Genomic DNA, 20,923 nt, shown 5'->3' with positions numbered 1-20,923 from the left:
AAGATAATTGGTAATGTTATCGTGCAGTTTTCTTCTATAGAATTCACAATTGGTTCGCCGAAGTCCACCCGAATTAAAGTGACAGAATAGACGCATGTGACAGCAAAAGCAAGGGCTATTATCCAGAAAAAACGTACAGCCCAACTAAGCGCCCGCAATGGCACGTTCATTTGGGCTTACTCTTCCCTTTGGTTTTCTGGTGGGATGAACATTGCTTGGGGTTCTTTTTGAACGGGTTGTGGTGTAGATTGATACGTTTGGGCTTGTGGAGCTGGCTGCGGTTTAGGGGCCGGCGCTGGTTTTGGTTGCGGTTGTGGTGTTGCCATTAGTTGTGGCTTTAATTGTTTCAACGATTCGGGCTGTGGCTTAGCTTGAGTCGCTGCCGCGGGCACAGCAATAGGAACATGCTTGTGTATTACTAATGGAATTCCTCTTACAGTTAAGAGTGAACCTATCCATCCCATAATGCCTAGATACATTAGACGTATACATGCTTGAATGAGTGGAGCCAAAGCGTCACCAAACACTCTTGCTAAGTCTCCAGAAGCAATTATGCTGAAAGGTTCCTGAAGAAACAAAAAGGCGTTTATAAAAGTGAAAGCTAAGAGGGCTACACCGACAAAAAGAATGATTATGCCAGTGAGTTGAGGTTTATTGGCTATAATTATAGGCATGCTTACATAATCCCCTCTGTTACGATGTGGATATGACGATGATATTGTATTAAATCTTCTGTAGCAATAAACAATATTTCTTTAACTACTTCACAGTTTAGATTCAAACTTACTCTCAATCCTCAACCTTGAAGCCTATCAGAAGCTTATTTGGAAACGAACAAGATCTAGAAACTAAAAAAGTTACACACAAACTTTAATACACCATCCCCAAATTCTCAATGAAAAGATTCTGAACGAGCGATGGCCACCATGTCCAACGAAGAGGAAATGATCGTTACTCCATGGGAAGTAAAAGGCAAAATTGACTATGAAAAACTTATTCGCAAATTCGGCACGCACCCCATAACTGACAAACTACTAAAAAGAATCCAGAAACACGCGGGGGAACTCCACCCGCAGCTGCGACGAAAACTGTTCTTTTCCCACCGAGACCTAGACGTCGTATTAGACCTCTACGAGAAGGGCAAAAAGTTCGTTCTATACACTGGCAGAGGACCCTCAGGCTCCGTTCACATAGGCCATCTTGTCCCATGGATCTTTACAAAATATCTCCAAGACAAATTCAAAACAACGCTCTACTTTCAAATGACTGATGATGAAAAATTCGTTATTGAACAAGATCTTAAGCTTGGCGAAACAGCAAATTTTGCTTACGATAACGCGCTAGACCTCATTGCACTGGGGTTCAAACCGGAAAACACGTGCATCATTTTCGACGTCAAAGACATAGCTCTTCTCTACGACATAGCCTTAGAAGTCGCCAAACGCGTTACCTACTCAACAGCAAAGGCAGTTTTCGGCTTCCAAGACAGCACAAACATTGGATGGATTTTCTGGCCAGCAATCCAGTCGGTTCCCTGTTTTATCCACGCTAAACTCACCGGCGAAAACGTGCCCAGCCTCATTCCAGCCGCCATTGACCAAGATCCGTTCTGGCGTGTTACCCGAGACGTAGCACCCAAACTAGGCTACTACAAGCCAGCCCAAATCCACTGCCGCTTCGTACCTGGCCTCGGAAAAGGCGGAAAAATGAGTGCAAGAGAACCAGAAACATGCATATTCACAACTGACACTCCAAAAATAATCAAAAAGAAAATCTGGAATGCATTCACTGGAGGCAAACCCACCATTAAAGAACAGAGAAAGCTCGGCGGCGAACCCGACATCTGCACAATATACCAATACTTTCTCTATCTCTTCGAAGGGAGCGACGAAAGGCTTGTCGAGCTGGCAAGAGAGTGCAGATCTGGAGAAACAATCTGTGGCGATTGCAAAACCCTACTGACGGAAAGAGTAACGAAATTCCTTATAGAACACCAAGAGAAAAGAGAAAAGGCCAAAGACATAATCGAGGAGTTTTTCATAAAACACTAATATGAGGTTTTTGTCTTGGAAACAAAGAAAATCAAAGTCCCGCTTTCTGACACCTACAAATTTTTGCACCCAATGCACACAGTGCTAGTAACCTGTACTGGCAAGGCTGGAAAAGGGTTTTGGTAACTCTTAGGGACTTAGAGCATAAAAAAGATTGAGTGTTAACCAGAGGGACTTTAAGGAATATACATGGACGGGATACCGTAAACTTATTTGTCATGAACATTTAAAAGCTGAGACTCGTTAAGGTGACAGACCCTTTTCGTGATTTTCCTATTGGAGACAGTGTTCTTTTTGAATAAACATTGAATGGAGGTGAAAGAAACGTTAAATTCTGAGGCGGATGAAATACAAGTTGAGACAGAGGAAATGCCCAAGAAAAAGCACGTGAAAGTTAAGTCTTACAGAAGACGTGCTCCTAATGGAACAAGAAGAACGGTAAGGGTAAAAAGATATACTCGTTCCTTGCCTCGGAAAGGCGTGAAAAAATACACTCCAAGTAGTAGGAGAACGAAAAAAACCACTGGAACAAAGAAGTATACCCCTCGAAGTAAAAGGAGACGTTGATTTGGTAATATTAAATGTCAGAAAGAGACTTTTACTTTACTTAGACACTAACATATTTTTGGACTTGATTAGAAAAAGAAATGATGATTCAGTTGAACTTTTTCGGAAAATCAAGAAGGGAGGCTATAGAACTGTAACGTCATTCTTCACTTTACTTGAAATTACTGGAGATGAACAGAAGAGAGTTTTTGCGGAAAGAGAAATTGTTATGCGTAAGAAATCTTTTGATGAAGTGAGAACTCGCATTTCTGAGAGAGACCTCGGAAAAGCAGAACTGGAAAGTATAGAACTCCATCTTAGAAAAGAGGTATACAAACCGTTTGTTGACACTGAAAAAATCGAAATCAGATATTTAGATGATGAGGGTTGGGATAGAGCTTTGGAATTACTAGGGAAGCTAAACATATCAGCATCTGATTCTATCCATTTAGCCATCGCTGACATTAGAACTTGTGATATCTTTGTTACTAACGATTCTCAGTTGAGAAAGGTAGCTTCAAAATTTTTCGAACCTTCAAAGATGATTTTTGCCAGTTCATCAGAAATAGGTGATAAAATCAAAATCTTAAGGGAAATAAGAAGTGGAAAGAAAAAGGGCGAAAAGAAGAGAAGTTAAGCCTTTTTCATTCTTCGCTAAATTGAATCTCTCGATAACTTTTAGTGTTTTTGTTAATTTTCAATTTTATTCTCTGTTCCATTCTTCTTGTGTAAAAACACCCTTCTCCTATTTTTTTTATTAGGCTATGACAAATAAGTTTACAGTATCCATTGACAGTAAAGCATTTAAGAAAACACACCAAACTATTTACAAGTGTGAATCAAAATGGGAAAAATAAATGGTGATTTCTATGAATGGAAAGAAAGCAATGCTAAAAAGATACCAGAGAAGTCGGGAGTTTATGGGCTTTTCGAAAGCAAGACAGAAGAGAGTTTGATATATATTGGTAGCACCTCAAATCTTAGGGAAAGGTTTACCCACTATTGGGAGACCGAATTTTCAGAAGACCCATGCAAAAAAACCACGAAATGGTATAAGAGAGAAATAACCAACTCCTACAAGGAAAGAGAAAAAGAATTACTAGAGCAGTATAAAAAAGAGCATGACGGTAAACTGCCAAAATGTAACGAGAAAATATCTTGAGACAATAATTTTGGAAATGCCACTTGCAATAAAATGGTCTTGGTTTACTAAGGACAGTGTTAGTCGAGAGACAAATAACTATGGTGTCTATGAATTAGGTAATGCCGATGGAATCCTGTATATTGGAGAAGGGCATGTGTATTCCCGTCTAATGGCTCACTTCGCTGATGGCTCAGAACCTATCGTAGGTGCTTCATACTATCGGGTAGAATACACGGGTAGCAAAGAAAGAGCAGTGCAAAGACAAAATGCAGAGTTATCTGCTTACAAAAGAAAGCATGGGAAATATCCAAGTTTCGTCCATCGAAAGGGTTAACCCTTTCCTTTTTTAGCAATTTTGAGAACTTTTCTTTATCAGACTTTGCCATTTATTCTGTCTAAGTTTTGCTATACCCGATTTTTCTGCGGGTGTCTTTCCGTTCAGAGCCATGTGAGGTCTTATAAAGTTGTAGTAGATTCTCATTCCGTCTATGATTGTTTGTGCTGTTGGTTCACTGTCTAAGCCTCTCATTGTCTTGTTTCGCTCTCTAACCGTTCCGTTTAGCCTTTCAACCATGTTGTTGTTTGACCGATTCCTTATGTTAGGCACTCTAACATGCTGTGTTCTTGGAGCTTTTATTGTGTGAAATTCTTTTGTTATTGCATGTTGATATGATCTTAATCCGTCCGTTACTATTGCCATTGGTCTAATTTTCGCTAATTGATGTGCTTCTGCTAAAACGTTTCTCGCATCTACGATTTCTCTTTTTTCGGTTATCTCACTCGCAAGCCAAAATCGACTCTCGTTATCCATGACATTCCAGAGCCACCTCATTCCTTCATGTCTTGTAACCAAAGTCATCTCATCGGAATGCCATATTCCGCTAACTTTTGGCACTAACTGATCCGTGTACTCTTTCATCAATTTGACATACTTCTTTATCCACTTATAAACTGCAACATGGCTAATTTCAACGTTGTAGAATTGCTTTAGGTGATCGACAATGTTTCTAAGGCTAATCCCCTTAAAATAGAGATCTAAGGCTATTGTCACGCTTTGCGGAGTGCTTTTCATCTTTTCAAAGCCATCATTAACCACAAACCTTCGCTTACAATCCTTACACAGAAATCGTTGAGTTTTTCCTTTTTGTGTCTTTTTAAATCCTCTCTTAATGACTCGCTCTGAGCCACAAAACTTGCAAACCAAAACTGGTTCTTCTAATTCGCATAGACCATCATCTCCTTTTCTAAGAGTGAATGTACTCCGCTCATTTAACCTAAACTGTTCAACCGCAAGAATATGCTTACAAACAACACAGTTAAACTGAAAATCTGGACACTCACACTTCCACTTTAAGCCTTCTCTCACAACAATATAATGATGAACTCCGTTCTGAGACCACACTCTAAAAGTAGAATCGCTTATCTTGTTTACTTTGTTGTGAGCTAAAAGTGAGATCGCACGGAGCTTGCGAGCGTTTGATTGTTTACCTTTCATTTTAGGTACCTATTACTGTATTAGGTACCTAACAATATAAATCTTTCGGTACCTAAAATTTAAATACTCAAGCAATATTAAGAATAGTTTAGGTGCCTAAAACGAAACTCCAAAAACAACTATCCCGAAAAACTAAGGATAAAGAGTATGTAAAATGGGTATTAGTGATTCCTCCTAATGTTATCCAAAAGTTAGAGTGGAAAGGAGGAGATGAAATCAAGCATAAAATCCAGAAGAGAAGGCTTGTTTTGTCGAAGGAATCCTCTATTTAACAGTTTCTTTGGGATACTCTCTTAATCCTCTTTCTATAGCTTGTTTAACAAGCTCTTCTGGAGGCATCTCCTTTAAAGCGGGTTTCAAAACAGAATCCACAAAGCTTTTGTATAAACGAGCGAAGGAATCTGCCTCTTTGCCTACATAGGTTACGCTACTTCCTTCTTTCTCAACGAGTAAAGCTTCTTTGATAGAATTTGTTAATCTTTTTTGAACAAGCGTTTCATCGTATAATGTTTTGATAAAGAAGCGATTATCAATAGGAGTCGCACGTGAGTTCACCCAAATATCTTTACTATTACGGAGCACTCTATAGAAGAACCGTATAAGATGCGCCCTACCTCGAAATAGAGTCGCACGAATGTTTGAAACATCATCATCTGTTGGAACGCCTTGAGAAAAAAGTATTTCATATATCCTTTTACGTTTTGCAGGTGAGCTTTTTTCTAATGCCCTAGCAAATTTAGGAACTAGAGTAGTCATGTCGTGAGCTTTCCAAAGAACATCAACTAAATCCACAAAGTCTCCCTTACCATATGCGTCAATTTCAATATCACGGTATACCTTTCTCCAGTCACTGTTATTGTGAATGGAGAAGTATCCTCCGAGTTCAACACCGTTGAAATCCCATGTCCCATTGAACAAAATTATTGTTCTGATAATATTTTCAAATGAAAGTTCGCTTAACAATTTGTCTACAGCTTGACCAGTTGTGTAAAAATTTGTTGAATCAATATGTTTGTGTATATGCCCCCCTTGAGATTCAGATGGTGCATCAAACCATATTTCAGCATTTTCTAGCGTGAACAATCCATCTTCAAAAAATCGTATTGCCTCTATACAATAATCTAGCCTTATATCAGGTGCTCCTCTAAAAAATGCTTGTTGCAGACGTGATATTGTTATATAGATACCCATTTTCTCACAACCTTTTTTGCTTATAGTCAATTTCTATTTCATGTTTGTAATAAAGAAAAATGTCAATAAGGCGACCTGCTACGGGTATCTGACAGAATTTCCCTTTAACTCTGTCGAATAAACGATGGTCTCTTCGTCTATAAATATGAGATTCTGTGTGATTAATCTTTCCCTGTATAAAAGTGAAGTCGACTGGTTTACCTATACGCATTAATCGTTTCACAGTTACTTCAAGTTGCTTTACAGATTTTCGCAAACTTGAACTCTTAAACTCTCCAACTACATGTGGGCATTTGGGGTAATGATAATAGTAATCAGCAATTTTTGATGCCACTTTAGAGTCTAAACCTAACTTTTTCAAATGCTCTTTATTATCTAGATCGTACGTATCATCTGGGGTCTCCCCACCAATTATTGGAGGTTTCTTTTGCATAAATAGTGTTCTCTCCCCTTGTTATGACTTAGAATTCGGTAGTTTTGTTTATAAAATTAAGTACGTCTCGATACTGTTAAGTCTGTTGACCCAAAGTTCTAGTGTAAGAAAACTTATAAAACCTAAAATTTTTTAAATCAAAGTTATATTCCGGAAAAAATAATAATAGTAACATCTAACTCAAAGGAGTGGCTCGTGAGTTTATGTATCTTATAATAGACATTGAAACTGAAAATACAGGTTCAGATATAATGAGAGATAATAAGCGGATCATATCAGTTCAGATCGGTGATGCTACTGAACAAGAGTTGTATTACGATGATTCAAAAGATTCACAATGGACATTGGGAAGAGTCGAGACGAAAATAGCGTCTTTGTTATCTCAAGAGTGCATCTTCGCTGGTTACAATATAAAGGGTTTTGATATTCCACTTCTAAAGCGTTTTCTGAAAGTCGAGATACCTGAATCAAACATACTCGACTTGTGTCAAACCCCCAGAGTAACTCAACTTGCCAAAAACAAGAACAGGAGGAATCTAAGATTGGAAGAGGTGTGTATGGAGTACGGGATTGAAGTCACCCATAAACAAAAAATGAATAAAAAAGCCGAAAAATACAAAGCCAGACAAGACATCAAGGATCAGGCTAAAGCCAAGGCTAAGGAATATGTGAATAAGAAGGGATGGAGCCTTGATTTTTCATATGATTATGTCCTCAACAAAATAGCGGGGGGTAATGCTATCTTTGATGCATATCGGGAATTTGTCAAGAGCGGTGGGCAAAAAGATACTCTCTTTTATGAATACGCAATCGGCGATGTCATTTGTGAATACCGCCTTCTTGAGGCATTAAAATATTGAAGAGCATCTCTTTAGTCTCTACATATTCCCCCAAAGCATCAACCGAAAGTTTACAAGGTATCTAGCCAACCGTAGACTTTACAGAGCTATAGAAACCAAGTTTTAAGAGTCCCTTTGGTTAACATGGAAAAACTCTAATCATTCAAGTCCCTAAGAGTTACCAAAACCTGGAAAAGCAAACATTATTACATTGGCATGGGTGATGCCAACATCGATTAATCCACCTCTTGTAGCCATAAGCGTCAAGCCAACTCGCCATTCGCACGGGCTTATTAGAGAAACACGAGAATTCGTTGTAAATATCCACCTATAGGAAGCAAAGCTACGTCAGGCGCGTAGAGTTCTTCCCTAAATCTCATGTCCCCAAAAAACCTGTACCTACAGCATGGTAGATAGCTATCTCTTCCCTCTTAAAACAAAACCTGTAGGAACACCTCGGAGGGTCGTGTGGGAAGCTTGGGTCATTGTCATATCGATTCCCTTCACGTTTGCGGTACCTCTTATGTTGAATCCCACGGCTTCTGCAACTCCATTTTCCTTTTCGTAGCTGCATAATTCAGGTGTTCCAACAAACGATGCGTATGTCTGTTTGCAGATTTCAAAGGTACTTCCAACGTGGTCCATGTGATCATGAGTTACACAAGCAATGTTTGCTTCTTTAACATCCGAAGTTTTTATCGCCGCTTTGGGATTGCCATCAAGCCAAGTTCCACAAAGATAATCTTTTCCGCCAGCTTTATTTCAAAGGTTGCGTGCCCCAACCATCTAATCTTTGCCATATCTAACGTCTCCCATTCCAAAGTCTTTTTACTTTCTTTGAATTAAAAGAGAATGGTGTGCTGATAAACTATGGGTCTCCCAGAAGACATTTTTGAAAAATATGAAGACGCTGGAAAGATTGCCAGAGAAGTACGAGAGAGAATGAGGCGTTTTGTACGTGTGGGAATGCCTATAATTGAGGTTTGTGAAAAAGCGGAAGGATTAATTCGTGAAAAGGGTGGACAATTAGCTTTTCCATGTAACGTCTCTATCAATGAAATTGCAGCCCACTATACATCACCACCCAACGATAAAAGTACAATTCCACCGAACTCACTTGTAAAAGTAGATATCGGTGCACACTTAGATGGCTACATTGCAGACACCGCGGTTACAATATGTTTCAATCCAGAACATGAAAACCTTATGCGAGCAGCCCAAGAGGCTCTAAAAGTTGGAGTTAAAACTATTTATGCTGGAATATCAACATCGAAATTAGGCTCAGCAATCCAAAAGACTATTAAAGCATATGGATGCAAACCTGTTTCAAATTTGACAGGGCATCAAATTGGGCGCTATTTGATTCACACTGGGAAGTCTTTGCCAAATGTTGCACACATTATAGGCTCTAAAATAAGAGAAGGCGAAGTAGTGGCACTCGAACCCTTCGTAACCGTTGCTAACGCAGCTGGTAAAGTGAAAGATGGAGATGAAACAACAATCTTTAGATTTGTGAAACGCAAGCCGTTGCAGAAGGCACACGCAAAACGCCTCCTTAGCTACATCGAAGCTAACTTCATGACTTTACCATTTTCGGAACGCTGGTTGAACAGCGTCGTGCCCCAAGAAAACTACGTAGCTGCATTTCAGGAACTCCTTCGATCCAGATGTCTCACGTCTTATCCTATCTTCATTGAAGCCAGCAGAAAACCTGTAGCACAAGCGGAACACACAGTTTTGGTGGTGAAAAACGGATGTATAGTTTTAACTTAGGTGAAGATTTTCTCTTCTTTTCTCTTCTCTTGGACTTCACGGTATATTGCAGAAATCATCATAGTTCCCTCGCATTTCGTGCATGATCCAAGCTCCTTAAGTATATAGTCACCTCGTTCGAAGTTTCTAACATTTTTAAACTCACATTTGGAACAAACTATCGTTGTTGTGATTGGCTGCGTTTTCAAAGTGAATCTCTGCATTCGTCTTTTAGTTTGAATCAGCATGTAAACAGATAGGGCCATTCCAATAAAGCCGATTAGCAAATAATACCCTGCAGTAGGATCATTACTTAGAAACAATTCGTATGCTTGGTATAATGCGGTTGAGGACAAGACTAGCGCAACAATAATAACAATAAGTACAATTGAAGAAAATCTTCTTACAGCCTTTTCTGCTTCTCCACCCATTTTACTGCCCCACCCCAATGCTGTTTCCTATTCCAGCAATTATCACAGTGTCACCTTCCTTTGTTCTCTCTTTAATTACACGTTTAACTCGTTCAACTGCAACATCGGTTGCGTCAAAAATTTCTTTTCTCATTGGTGACACTGCGTCACCGATGTCTTCTTTAATTATTACAGCGTTTATTGGAATTTTATATTTCAGAATGCTTTCTTCGATTTTATACTGTTCCGTTCCTGGTCCGCCAATAGCTGCTCCTACTCCTTCAGCTACATCTGCAAGCTTTTCGCCTTCAAGCTTCAAAGCGGCATCTATCATGATTATTGTAGAGATTTTCCCATCATTCTCTTCAATAACTCTCTTTATTGCTTCTCCGGGCTTTCCCACATTACCGCCTGGACCCTCTGCCTTTATTACATATGCAGTTCGTCCTTCTAACGGAACTTTGGCTACAACGCAATCTTTTTCAATTTTCTTTTTTCTGTGTCCATGCATTAGCTTAGCTGCGACGAGGGCACCAGCACCATCGCCAATGGGTTGACCGTACGAGAAAGCTTTGAGGGCGCTTGCGTAGGCTTCTGCCTCTCGCATAATCAATGGGAGTATCATTTGTATTTGCATAATGATGTAAAGGCTGAGTGTTTTCTTTCCTAAGATATAGAAGTGGCGTATAACTTTGTAGATTATATTTAACGCTGCAGCTGCTTCTAAGGTGTTTTCCAAATTGTTTACGTTGGTTTCATCTGCTGCTGGTGCCATTAATTTGACTTCGTCTTTGAAGCGGGTTTCTCGTACGTCAAGTATGTGTTCAAGTTTCCATACGATACCGGCTGGGTCCATGCTTTGGGGCAGAATTGTTACGTGTTCTAGGAATTGGTTAACTCGTTCTGTAGGGTCTATTTCGGGTTTTCCTATTTCTTTTATCGTTTTTATCGCGATCTTGCGTCCTTCGTCTCGTATGAATTTAAGGCGGAGCAAGGAGCCTTCGATTTCTCTTATCATGATATACATTTGTATTCTTTGTCCGTAGAAGATCATGACTACGAAGAGAAGCATGAAGATTACTTGGAATACCATGCTTAGGCTATCTTGTCCTGGAAGGAATTGCGCTGGCAGCGTTTCTAGTTGTATCAATTCCGCCACAATTTCAGAAGACTATATTCACTAGGTTATAAATCTTAGGTTTTCACAAGACGGTTGAAAGAGGGCTGCCAGCTTTTCTGGCTTCACGTGGCCGAAGACCACACTAACACCTGAAACGGAGCGCGGTTTAACTTCCGAGTTCGGGATGGGATCGGGTGGGTCCCGCGCCCTTTGGCCGGCAACCTATATAGAGCGTGCTTTTTGGGTTCTTTAATCTTTCGCTCAGTGGATTATTTCGTGGGCCTTTTTGTGATGTTCAAAGGTTTCATGGAGTTTGTTTATAGTTTTCTTGTTTATGTAGCCTTTGTGTGGTCTGAAGCCTCCTGAGAATCCTTTGGGTATATGGAGTAATTCGTGGATTAGGACTTTTTCTCGGTCTGTTTGGCTGAGTTTGTCGTATCTTTCAGCAATTACTTCGATTAAATATCGTGGGTGTGTTTGAAGAGCTTTTTGCCAGAGTTTTTCTAGGCTGTGGATTCGGGCTATTGTGCGTTTTGATTTGGAGCCATTGCTTCTGAAGCAATATATGTGTTGAGAGTTAATGTGGGCGAATCTTAGTTCTGCTATTATTGTATTTACGAGCTGTTTTACATCAGGGGCTTCGTAGTATTTTATTCCCATGGGGCTTCTTTTTGTGGTTACATTGATAAAAAGTGTTTTTAGCATTTTCATGCATATGGACAGTTGATGTTATGATGGCTTACTATGTCTACATGCTTCTTTGCGAAGGTGGAAGCTATTATACCGGATATACTAAGGATGTAGAGTCTCGTTTTAAACAACACAAGAAGGGGATTGGTGCTAGGTATACTCGGATACACAGGCCTATGAAAGTTGTTTACGTTGAGAAGATTGGTTCGCGTAAGGAGGCAGTACGGAGGGAAAAAACGATTAAATTATTGAGTCATAAGAGGAAGCAAAGGCTTGTTGGGAGGTTGAATGTTTAGTGGAGTTACGTAAGGCATATATTTTCTGTTGTTGTGTTTGTGGTTGTGGTGGGGCTGTAGTCTAGCCAGGTATGACGACGGGCTCCAGAAGTATTTGGACGGGTTTGCGGACCGCTCGTGTGGGATGACGAATTTCTGGAGCGGTGAATGCTAGAGAAACCCGTAGGAACCATGCATTAACATGGTTTCGGGGAGAGGTCACCGGTTCAAATCCGGCCAGCCCCACCAAATCTTTGCGCGTGTGGCTAGAGGACTAGGTTGTCTACTACTTGTTCTAAATGGTAGTTAATGGACGCCAAGCGTATTTGGTGTCTTGTGTTTAACGTCTTCATATTCTTCTGAGTTTTTTAATTGGTTAGACTCGGAGGTCACGGGTTGTTGCAGCAATAAGCGCTATCTATAAAAGGCAAGCCTTCTAAACTATCACAAAAGCTTGGAGAACCATGACCGAAGAATCTAACAATAGTGCGTCAACCCTTCCAGAAAAACTCTTAATCGACAATCCATCTGATTTTCAATTTCACGCCGCCTATCTTGTCTACTCTGACATCTTTGAAAAAATATCAGATTCAGAAACCAGAAAACAGCTAAACCAGAACATCACGGCTCTCCAACAAAATCAAATAGATTATCCGACCTTTTACAGAAATATAACTCAATACCGAGAAGAAGCCAGTCCAAATCACCGCTTCAGCAGAGCGCGTATAAAGACACAGAAAAAACGAGAATGGCGCCGAAAAACACAAAGACGAGAGAGAATTAAGCGACACAAAAAATAACCGCCAAGTTTATTTTCCAGACCCATATTACCCTTTTAGCCTTTCATAGTAGCCTTGATGCAGGAATACTATCATGTACGCCGTTGAAACAAAAAATCTAACAAAGCAATATGGCAAAACATACGCCCTCAAAAACTTAGATTTCACCATCGATGAAAACGAAATCATGGTGCTCCTCGGTCCCAACGGCTCAGGGAAAACAACCCTCCTTCTCATCCTCGCCACAGTTCTTAAACCAACATCTGGGCAAGCAAAAGTTATGGGTCTATGTATAACTAGTCAATCCACAAGTGTACGCAAAATTCTAGGCATAGCATTTCAAGAGGCAAGAGGTTTCTGGCGCCACAAACCCGCCGATATACTACGATTCCACGCAAGCGTTTGTGGTGTTCCAAAAGCAAGACGTGACACTTTAATAGAAAACATCCTCAAAGACCTGGAACTTTGGGATGCCCGAAACAAACTCTTTATGCACTTATCAGGTGGACAAGCAAAACGGTTAGAAATCTCCAAAATCTTCGTTCAACGCCCAAAATTCGCCATACTAGATGAGCCCACAAGTCAAGTAGACCTGCGTGGGAAACGTAAAATCTGGGCACAAATCCTCAAACTACGAGAAGAAGGCTCAACAATTCTCATTGCTACGAATGAGGTTCGCGAAGCTGAATACTTAGCTGACCGCGTAACCGTACTTGATGAGGGAAAATTCGTCGTATGCGACACTGTTAGACAACTGAAAGACAGCATCATAGGCGGCGACATAGTTGAACTTGAAATCGACACCACAGATATCCAAATCATAGAACAGTCCCTAAGCCAAATAGAAGGCACAGTAAAAATAACCAACTCAGGTGCAAACCGATTCAAAGCATATGTGTCAATGGCAGAATCATGGGTGCCAAGAATGACAGACATATGCTACCAAAACAAAGCCCGCATCCTTTCTATAAGAATAACTGAACCATCTCTAGACGATGTTTTCCTCCACTTCACAGGAAGAGTCTTGAAAGAGGAGAGTAGATGAGGAACGTACTTCGCCTTGTCTGGTTCGATCTAAAACAGGAACTTAAGCCGCCTGTCTGGATTATCATGGGATGGGCTGTCTTCCTTGTTCAAGTCAGCGTATATGGCGTAATGATTTCTCAACTCGTTACAGGTATAGACAACTATTTTCAATTCTACGCGGTTGGCTTGGTGATTATGATAACTTTTGATATGGCATCCCACACAGGGCGTCACTTTGTTGAACACGCCCATGAAGGACGATTGCCCTACCTGCTTAGCCTCCCCATTTCACGGACAAAACTATTCATGAGTATTGCCTTGCAAGGCGGAGCAGAGCTTGCACTAATGCTTGCAGTCCCATTGACCGTCACGTTGCTAATCATCGGAAACCTCACATGGGTTTCTGCAGTTGCTTGCGTGTTTGCCCTGTTTTTTCTTGGCTTCGGTGTAGCAGGTTTGATGCTAGGCTTGTCTTTCATAGCTTTCAAGTCGTCTGACCTTTATACTGCAATCGTCACAGGCCTAAGCACCATAATAATTCGTTTTAGCACGGTGTTGTACCCCTTCATTTTCTTGCCTCCCCAGTACGCCTCAGTTGCACTGTTCAGCCCACTCACATACGGATCAGACTTGACTCGTCTTATCCTAGGATTTGATCCAAGTTTTCTCATGAATCCCTATTATGCAGTGGCTGTACTGACAGCCCTATCGGTTAGCACATTAGGTTTAGGCTTGATTCTAATTCAGAGACTCGTAGAAGGAGTTAAGAGTGCATGAGTGAGATTCGCGTTGTTCTTGCTATAGCACGCAACGACTTCTCCTATTTCTTTCGAACAAAATGGCTCATGGCAGTGCTCCTAAGTCTTAATCTCTCTGACATGCTTGTCGTTGCACTTGTCTACAAGAGAATGATGACTTTCGACTACTTCGTATACTTTGTCCCCGCAGTCATAATTATGGGGCTTTTCGCTGCTTCCATGGACACAGGCAGACGAATTTGGCTGGCTCTTCGTGAAGGTGTAATCCAGTATGAACTGTCCCTTCCAATCAGCACTCACGGTCTAGTTATAGCTTATTTGCTCGCTGGAGGCGCAGCTGCCCTAGTGTACGCAAGTTCTCTAATGGCAATTGCACTAATCGTTCTTCCGGCTCATGCAATCTGGAGTGCCTTCATGTTGCTGCCTTTCCTTTTCATCTTGGCCATGGGGCTCGCTGGCATCGCAGCTACACTTGCCGCAGTTGCATCAACACATGGAGAATTCTTCTTTGCCTTCCAAAACATTGTGCAAATCGCTCTCCTCACCCTAAGTACGGTGTACTACCCTATCGAAGTTATTCAAAATTACCTGCCGCCTGCGTTAATTATCGTTGTTGCTGCGAACCCATTAAGTTTAGCTGCCGAAGCCCTTCGCCAGTATACTTTTGCAGGTGTTCCTATTGAACTCGGCTTTCTAGCTAAAATTCTTCTTGCAAGCGTGCCTTTCGCCATTGTAGGTGCATTTGCTTACCTAGCTGCCCTTCGCAAATTCCAGGTTAAAGGAAAACTGTGACTACCTTAGCCACGAATTAAAGAAAAATTCGGTGTAAAATATGAGACACGTTTCAACATGAAATTGCGCTAACTAACAGTAGAGCGACTATGAGACCTTCCGATAAAATATTAATATCAACCCGCTGCTAAGGAAATAGGAACATTTATTCCAACCTCCAAAGGAGAATCGATGCAGATTTGAAGCCTTCAACAAGAAGTTACGTGTGTATTGTAGTTGGTTGGATTTTGCTTGTTTGCTACTCCATTCTCCTTACAAGTGCTGTGGAAAGCATCATGGACCTCTCGGGTGTTGTGCCGTCGGATGACCGTGTAAAGCAAATAATAATTTTCGTTTATGGTCTTTCCATAGTGAGTTTCTTGGGAGGTTCGCAGATTCCTGCGATTTTCCTAAGAAAGAGAAGTTTCATAGTTCAATTCGGTTTCAGCATAACGTTTGGCTTCATGCTTCTACTGATAACTATCCTCAATGACACAACTCTCAATCCACTTAATGAAACAATCTTAAAGCCCTTCTTCTTAAACTATCCCGTGATTGCAGCAGAGTATTTGTCCATACCCTATTTTTTCATGATTTTCATCGATCTCTACTTAAGCGGACGCCTGAGTGCCTTCTCTTGGGGGCATTTTAGGCGATTCTTCGGCGGAACGTTCTTACATCCGCGACGCACGTTCGAAGAAGTCAGCTATGATCAATCAATCTTGTTTTCTTTGGTTTCCGTCGTATTAATTTCTGTTGCATGGATAGTTCGGACTGTTGTATTCTCTCTAGCAGATTTTGTTCCTACACGTTGGAGTTTCGTTCCTTTTAGCATCGGCGAACCATTAGAACTTGTTTCTAGGACAGTACTGATAATCCCTGCAGCGCTGCTCTTCTGGTTGATAATGTCTGTTTTAGTGCATGTGGCAGCACGGCAACTCGGTGGAACAAGCAGTCACTCTAGAATAGCATCTTTGTTAGGCTTTGTTTTTCTACCTTCATTAATAACAATCGCCGTTGACTTGTTGGAGATCGGTCTTCAAATTGAAAATTCGCTTTTGCTTAATGTGATTTTCTTGATCTTTGGCTTTGTTATTCCCTTAGTTTTGTGGCCTTTGATACTCGTTATTTTCGCCGTTCGAACATCAGAAATGCTCTCATGGAGAAGCACCAGTTTAGCTGCAATTATAGGGTTTTTGCCGTTGTTCATTCTACTTACGTTCGCGTTTTTGTAGAGTGTGCCTGCATCGATGTTAAAGCCTAGGAAGCACCAGAAATGTGCACGCGAAATTAAGCTCTAAATTAGATTCTGGAAGCCGGGGATGGGATTTGAACCCACATACCGTGGAGATGTCTCCCGCAAAATCCCTTTTTTAAGCGCACATAAACTTGATATTTTAAGTGTTTGGGTTTTACATATGTTTACTGCTGTTTTTTGGAAACAACCGCCCATCTATCGCCCATCATAGGATCACCCCTTCGCTCGACTCTGAACCCTTCAAGTATTTTCTCCCACTCCGCCTTGTCCATATAACTGAACAAACCTTTGGCCGCACTAAGGTACGCCTGTCCATTTGGCTTGAGGATACGCCTCATTTCGTTCACAGCTGACTCGTGATGTTTTGGCGCCACGGAACATAACAGTCCATTGGCAAGAATAAAGTCAACCGACCCGTCTTCTATGAAGCTCAAGTCGGAAGCGGATGAAGCGCGCGCTTCAATGTTGTGGTAACCACGTTTGTCCGCCTTTTTTTCCACCGCTCGGATGACCTTTTCATCCGAATCAACTGCATAGACCATGCCTTCGGGACCAACGCATTCAGCCAAAGCGAGCGTATAATAACCTGGACCACAGCCAAGGTCAGCAACCGCCTGACCACTTGAGACGTAGCGATAAAATTTGTTTGGGTTACTGAACAACCTTCTGAACAGGTTATCATGCGCAAAGGGGGGAAAGTGCTTATCTTGTTTCTCTTTGCTCGTAGTCATTTCCTGAACCTACCTTACATTCTGATTTGGATGTGCGCTGTTAAATACTTTAATCCTAGTTATCTCTTCTAGGCTCCAGTAGTCGTTGCAAAAATGGTAGCCCGCGCTAGTGCATTATAGTATAATACAATGCAATACATGTTTGGGTTTGGGGGTGGATTTGAACCCTCCTGTAATGGACCGGCCCCTCATACTCCTGGTTTTTTCTAAGCACGCAACGTGTGCATAATCATTGAAGAAGGGCGTCCGGGGACAAATCTCATGGTGACCTAAACTTAACTTTTGCAGACTTGACGTTGTTCCCTAAAACCTTCGGATCCAGCGTGCCGAGCTCATATTTTTCTGCTTTCGCAAGATGGTGAATCTTCTCTGGTTCGAACCCCATAACTCTAGCCATGGTAGCATCCACGGACACTGGTTTCTTTCCAATGATAAACATGTTAATACGCCTTGTTTTCGGGCCTGCCCAACCTTCTAACCCCACTCTTGCATCAACGATGCACAGGTCTGGTCTTACAAGCCTGTTTAAGTCAACGATTACGTCATTAATATGGGCATGGTAAGATGATTGGTCTTTTCTTGGAAGGAGGCCGAAGAGATTCTTCAAGGTTCCAGTTACGAAGGTTAAAGGGTGGGTTTTCGCAACAGCTAGCGAGATGAAGTATCTCGGTCTTACGATTATGCTAGGAAGTTCAGGATTATTGAAGTAAAGTCCTTTCAGATTAGTCGAGACAGTTGGGGAACGACTGAGATTGACTAGAGATACGTCGAAGCCTGAGCTCTTCATTTTTTCTTCTAACTTTTTGTACCCGAATTTTTCAAAAGCTTCATCAGCAAACTTGGATTCACTGTCTGATTCTACTATCTTAATCAATAGGTTCTCATCCTCTTTGAGAAGCAGTCTTACTAAGGCCTCAACTACCTCTACATTGGTTACAGCAAATCCTGTCTTGTCCACATGTGTACAGATATTAGGCTTTATTATGAGAGGTGATTTTAAGACTCCGAAACCACCTATTAGTCTAATACCACTTTCAAGAGCCTTCCTAACATCACCCTCATAATTCGTAAGAGCAACAGAGTCCACCATCCAAACTCCCTGTCTTTAGTTATACTACCAGTGTTCATGATGCACTCGCAGTTCGTCGTACTGTGTGCGTGGTTCTTTCTCTTCAGCCGGATGGCCAATAGAGATCAAGTTAAGGGGAACACTGGTCTCTGGAATATTCAGCACTTTCCTAATGAGACCTCTCAGCCGGTTTTCCCTAGGATGAACACCAAGCCAGACCGCGCCAAGACCCAACGCAGCCGCTGCTAGGAGAAGATTCTCCGTAGCTGCGGAGCAATCTTGCACCCAATAGCGAGGTGATGTGGTTTTGTCGCCGCATACTACTATGCTGAGGGGCGCTTCGAATAACATCTTGCCATAGGGATGAACTCTAGCCAGATTGTCCAGCATCTTCCGATTGGTTAATACGATGAAGTGCCAAGGCTTGCGGTTTGAAGCTGAAGGGGCCGCCATGGCAGCTTCTAACATTGTTCTAATGTCTTTCTGGTTAACCGGTTTAGAAGTGTATTTGCGTATACTGCGTCGAGCGAAAATCGTTTTGATTAGTTCCTTTGTCATTGATCACTCCTCAGAGACTGTACGCATCGATCACAACTACAAAAAGATAGTGGTGGGTGGGATCTGAAAAGCCATCACAGTGGAGATATCGCCACAATTTCTCATTTTTATTTTGCATTGGCAGATGTGCTGACATGTTTAAATCGCGGTGCGCTCTGCGCTGGAATTCCTCTGCCCCTTTTTAGATGATTCACATTTGTTCGTCAAAAAAGGTTAGCACACATTTTAAGTAAAAAAGAAGTGCTGTTGGTGCGAAAGTGAAATATCGTTCAGATGTTGTATTTTAGTGTCGCAGAGTGAGAAGTGGATGCGATAATGAATTGTAAGTTTAAGACAACTGAGGATTATGCACATGATCTTGACTCTGAGGATCCTCTTGCAAGGTTTCGGCAGAGATTTTACGGTCCTGAAGGTGCAATTTATATGGATGGGAATTCTCTCGGTCTTTTATCCAAGGATTCTGAGAGTTCACTTTTTCGAGTATTAAATGAGTGGAAGACCCTTGGTATAAGGGGATGGCTCGAAGCGAAGCGTCCATGGCTCCATTTTGCTTAGGAACTGGGTGCCATGTGCGCAGGACTTGTTGGTGCAGAACCTGAGGAGGTCGTTGCTACAGGTACTACTACAGTTAATATACACTCACTTGTGAATACCTTTTATCAGCCTAATGGGAAAAGGAAAAAGATACTTGCAGATGAGCTTGATTTTCCATCAGACATATACGCTTTGAGGAGTGCAATAGAACTTAAGGGATTAAGTCCCATGGAAAATCTCATCCTTGTTCCAAGCGAAGATGGCCGATTTTTGAACGAGAAGAAAATTGTTGCATTGATGGATGAGGAAGTTGCACTGGTTTTTCTTCCTTCAGTGTTATACCGAAGTGGGCAACTCCTCAACATGCAATATCTCACGGAGGAAGCACATAAGTTGGGAATATCAATAGGTTTCGATTGTTGCCACTCTGTGGGTGTTGTGCAACATTATTTTGATAAATGGGATGTGGATTTTGCCCTTTGGTGCAGTTACAAGTACCTGAACGGGGGACCTGGTGGTGCAGCCTTTCTGTACTTGAACAAGAAGCACTTTGGCTGTGAGCCTGCGCTTGCTGGTTGGTTTGGACAGGTTAAAGATAAACAGTTCGATATGTCTCTCAGTTTTGAGCATTCCGAGAGTGCAGGAGGATGGCAGATATCATCGCCTGCGATTTTGAGTTCAGCACCGATTGAAGGCTCCCTTGAGATAATTCTCGAAGCTGGGATAGACGCTATAAGAAAGAAGTCTCTGAAGATGACGTCATATCTGATGTATTTGATTGACGAAGTTCTCTCTGGGTACCCTTATAATTTTACAATTGGAACACCGAGAGAAGCTCAGCGCAGAGGTGGACATGTTGCGATTGAACACGAAGAAAGCCTGAGGATAAGTGAAGCTTTAAGGGCCAGAGGTGTGGTCCCTGATTATAGACCTCCAAACATCATAAGGATCGCTCCTACACCTCTCTATAACACTTATTATGAAATCTGGATGGTTATTCAGCATCTACGGGAAATACTCGATAAGAGAGAGTGTGAGCAGTTTCCGAAGGAGAGAAAAATGGTATCTTAGATCTATTTATGACCTCGCGTGTATGAAAAGTCATAATAGGACGGGGTTGTCGCTTATCCATGTAGTTTCTTCACGATACTGTCGACTATGTTTAGTGTTTTGTCAACGTTTTCCTTTTCGATTCCTCTATGCGTGACCATCCTCAATCGTTTCTTGTCTCGTGGTAGTGCAAGTACCCCATTTTCTCTCAGTTTTGAAGCGAATTGATCTGAGGTGACTGGTAATTCGCTTACGTTGAAGTGAACTATATTTGTCTGCACATTCTCTAGCTCAATTGAGATACCATTTATCTGAGCTAATCCCTCAGCCAATACCCTCGCGTTTTTATGGTCTTCTTCTAGTCTGTCAATCATTTTTTCAAGAGCAACTATTCCAGGGGCGGCTATTATGCCAGCTTGGCGCATTCCTCCGCCGAGGATTTT

The 20,923-nt window shown here is 41.5% G+C and carries 24 protein-coding genes, 1 tRNA gene, 1 rRNA gene and 1 pseudogene; 14 read left to right on the top strand and 13 right to left on the bottom strand.

Going from position 1 to position 20,923, the window contains the following annotated elements; all coding sequences use genetic code 11:
* Nucleotides 1-176 precede the first annotated feature (176 nt).
* Entirely contained in the window at nt 177-674 is a 498-nt protein-coding gene (locus NWE91_01515; protein ID MCW3985077.1) for a hypothetical protein, read from the bottom strand.
* A gap of 252 nt (nt 675-926) precedes the next feature.
* Here NWE91_01515 and NWE91_01510 point away from each other — a divergent pair, with 252 nt between their 5' ends.
* The 4 genes from NWE91_01510 (at nt 927) to NWE91_01495 (ending at nt 4,075) form a co-directional block, all read left to right on the top strand.
* On the top strand, nt 927-2,051 hold the full coding sequence (locus NWE91_01510) for a tryptophan--tRNA ligase (protein MCW3985076.1): 1,125 nt from the start codon (nt 927-929) through the stop codon (nt 2,049-2,051).
* Between the two features lie 568 nt (nt 2,052-2,619).
* Nucleotides 2,620-3,234 (top strand): type II toxin-antitoxin system VapC family toxin, encoded by a 615-nt coding sequence (locus NWE91_01505; GenBank protein ID MCW3985075.1) that lies wholly within the window; start codon nt 2,620-2,622, stop codon nt 3,232-3,234.
* A gap of 207 nt (nt 3,235-3,441) precedes the next feature.
* Nucleotides 3,442-3,759: a hypothetical protein gene (locus NWE91_01500; protein ID MCW3985074.1), complete on the top strand. Its 318-nt coding sequence runs from the start codon at nt 3,442-3,444 to the stop codon at nt 3,757-3,759.
* Nucleotides 3,760-3,769: 10 nt separating this feature from the next.
* Nucleotides 3,770-4,075: a hypothetical protein gene (locus tag NWE91_01495; GenBank protein ID MCW3985073.1), complete on the top strand. Its 306-nt coding sequence runs from the start codon at nt 3,770-3,772 to the stop codon at nt 4,073-4,075.
* A gap of 12 nt (nt 4,076-4,087) precedes the next feature.
* Here NWE91_01495 and NWE91_01490 read toward each other — a convergent pair whose 3' ends face one another.
* The 3 genes from NWE91_01490 to NWE91_01480 all read right to left on the bottom strand — a co-directional run bounded on the left by NWE91_01490 (nt 4,088) and on the right by NWE91_01480 (nt 6,860).
* Nucleotides 4,088-4,945: a DDE-type integrase/transposase/recombinase gene (locus NWE91_01490; GenBank protein MCW3985072.1), complete on the bottom strand. Its 858-nt coding sequence runs from the start codon at nt 4,943-4,945 to the stop codon at nt 4,088-4,090.
* A 555-nt stretch (nt 4,946-5,500) separates the two neighbouring features.
* Nucleotides 5,501-6,457 carry a hypothetical protein gene (locus tag NWE91_01485; protein ID MCW3985071.1) on the bottom strand — a complete coding sequence of 319 codons (957 nt, stop codon included), beginning with the start codon at nt 6,455-6,457 and terminating at the stop codon, nt 5,501-5,503.
* Nucleotides 6,432-6,860, bottom strand: a complete 429-nt coding sequence (locus NWE91_01480) for a hypothetical protein (GenBank protein ID MCW3985070.1) — start codon at nt 6,858-6,860, stop codon at nt 6,432-6,434. The genes NWE91_01485 and NWE91_01480 overlap by 26 nt, the downstream gene beginning before the upstream one ends.
* A 203-nt stretch (nt 6,861-7,063) precedes the next feature.
* On the opposite strand from NWE91_01480, the gene NWE91_01475 reads away from it, so the two are divergent.
* The gene (locus tag NWE91_01475; GenBank protein MCW3985069.1) at nt 7,064-7,720 is read left to right on the top strand and encodes a ribonuclease H-like domain-containing protein; all 657 of its coding nucleotides are present in this window, start codon (nt 7,064-7,066) and stop codon (nt 7,718-7,720) included.
* Nucleotides 7,721-8,116: 396 nt separating this feature from the next.
* On the opposite strand, the gene NWE91_01470 is transcribed toward NWE91_01475, so the two are convergent.
* Nucleotides 8,117-8,344, bottom strand: coding sequence for a hypothetical protein (locus tag NWE91_01470; GenBank protein ID MCW3985068.1), 228 nt, complete (start codon nt 8,342-8,344; stop codon nt 8,117-8,119).
* A 225-nt stretch (nt 8,345-8,569) separates the two neighbouring features.
* Here NWE91_01470 and map point away from each other — a divergent pair, with 225 nt between their 5' ends.
* Nucleotides 8,570-9,472, top strand: a complete 903-nt coding sequence (gene map, locus NWE91_01465; protein ID MCW3985067.1) for a type II methionyl aminopeptidase — start codon at nt 8,570-8,572, stop codon at nt 9,470-9,472.
* Here the strand turns inward: map and NWE91_01460 are convergent.
* From NWE91_01460 to NWE91_01445, 4 genes are all read right to left on the bottom strand, one after another.
* Entirely contained in the window at nt 9,469-9,882 is a 414-nt protein-coding gene (locus NWE91_01460) for a hypothetical protein (GenBank protein ID MCW3985066.1), read from the bottom strand. The genes map and NWE91_01460 overlap by 4 nt on opposite strands.
* A gap of 1 nt (nt 9,883) precedes the next feature.
* Nucleotides 9,884-11,011 (bottom strand): DUF1512 domain-containing protein, encoded by a 1,128-nt coding sequence (locus NWE91_01455; protein MCW3985065.1) that lies wholly within the window; start codon nt 11,009-11,011, stop codon nt 9,884-9,886.
* 72 nt (nt 11,012-11,083) lie between these two features.
* Nucleotides 11,084-11,203: ribosomal RNA gene (rrf, locus tag NWE91_01450) — 5S ribosomal RNA — on the bottom strand.
* Between the two features lie 39 nt (nt 11,204-11,242).
* Complete coding sequence (locus NWE91_01445) at nt 11,243-11,641, bottom strand: putative metallopeptidase (GenBank protein ID MCW3985064.1); 399 nt, start codon at nt 11,639-11,641, stop codon at nt 11,243-11,245.
* A gap of 92 nt (nt 11,642-11,733) precedes the next feature.
* On the opposite strand from NWE91_01445, the gene NWE91_01440 reads away from it, so the two are divergent.
* The 7 genes from NWE91_01440 (at nt 11,734) to NWE91_01410 (ending at nt 16,515) form a co-directional block, all read left to right on the top strand.
* A complete protein-coding gene (locus NWE91_01440) occupies nt 11,734-11,967 on the top strand; it encodes a GIY-YIG nuclease family protein (protein MCW3985063.1) in 234 nt (77 codons plus the stop codon).
* Nucleotides 11,968-12,017: 50 nt separating this feature from the next.
* Nucleotides 12,018-12,195 (top strand) — tRNA-Trp (locus NWE91_01435).
* 215 nt (nt 12,196-12,410) lie between these two features.
* Nucleotides 12,411-12,746, top strand: coding sequence for a hypothetical protein (locus NWE91_01430; GenBank protein MCW3985062.1), 336 nt, complete (start codon nt 12,411-12,413; stop codon nt 12,744-12,746).
* A 73-nt stretch (nt 12,747-12,819) separates the two neighbouring features.
* Complete coding sequence (locus NWE91_01425; GenBank protein ID MCW3985061.1) at nt 12,820-13,770, top strand: ABC transporter ATP-binding protein; 951 nt, start codon at nt 12,820-12,822, stop codon at nt 13,768-13,770.
* Nucleotides 13,767-14,528 carry an ABC transporter permease gene (locus NWE91_01420; protein MCW3985060.1) on the top strand — a complete coding sequence of 254 codons (762 nt, stop codon included), beginning with the start codon at nt 13,767-13,769 and terminating at the stop codon, nt 14,526-14,528. Before NWE91_01425 ends, NWE91_01420 begins: the two co-directional genes overlap by 4 nt.
* The gene (locus NWE91_01415; GenBank protein MCW3985059.1) at nt 14,525-15,301 is read left to right on the top strand and encodes an ABC transporter permease; all 777 of its coding nucleotides are present in this window, start codon (nt 14,525-14,527) and stop codon (nt 15,299-15,301) included. The genes NWE91_01420 and NWE91_01415 overlap by 4 nt, the downstream gene beginning before the upstream one ends.
* A gap of 275 nt (nt 15,302-15,576) precedes the next feature.
* Complete coding sequence (locus tag NWE91_01410; GenBank protein MCW3985058.1) at nt 15,577-16,515, top strand: YIP1 family protein; 939 nt, start codon at nt 15,577-15,579, stop codon at nt 16,513-16,515.
* Nucleotides 16,516-16,702: 187 nt separating this feature from the next.
* Here the strand turns inward: NWE91_01410 and NWE91_01405 are convergent, their stop codons facing one another.
* From NWE91_01405 to NWE91_01395, 3 genes are all read right to left on the bottom strand, one after another.
* Complete coding sequence (locus NWE91_01405) at nt 16,703-17,269, bottom strand: class I SAM-dependent methyltransferase (GenBank protein ID MCW3985057.1); 567 nt, start codon at nt 17,267-17,269, stop codon at nt 16,703-16,705.
* A 259-nt stretch (nt 17,270-17,528) separates the two neighbouring features.
* On the bottom strand, nt 17,529-18,359 hold the full coding sequence (locus NWE91_01400) for a DUF362 domain-containing protein (GenBank protein ID MCW3985056.1): 831 nt from the start codon (nt 18,357-18,359) through the stop codon (nt 17,529-17,531).
* A 24-nt stretch (nt 18,360-18,383) separates the two neighbouring features.
* Nucleotides 18,384-18,896 (bottom strand): nitroreductase family protein, encoded by a 513-nt coding sequence (locus NWE91_01395; protein MCW3985055.1) that lies wholly within the window; start codon nt 18,894-18,896, stop codon nt 18,384-18,386.
* A gap of 315 nt (nt 18,897-19,211) precedes the next feature.
* Between NWE91_01395 and kynU the strand changes: the two are divergent.
* Nucleotides 19,212-20,501, top strand: a pseudogene (kynU, locus tag NWE91_01390) (kynureninase).
* Nucleotides 20,502-20,554: 53 nt separating this feature from the next.
* On the opposite strand, the gene NWE91_01385 reads toward kynU, so the two are convergent.
* Nucleotides 20,555-20,923: beta-eliminating lyase-related protein (locus NWE91_01385; GenBank protein MCW3985054.1), on the bottom strand; the 369-nt coding region annotated here is incomplete at its 5' end.

The organism is Candidatus Bathyarchaeota archaeon (assembly GCA_026014805.1).
Lineage (GTDB): Archaea > Thermoproteota > Bathyarchaeia > Bathyarchaeales > SOJC01 > JAGLZW01.
Note: the sequence above shows the minus strand (reverse complement) of the source record. Positions and strands in the feature narration are given on the sequence as shown.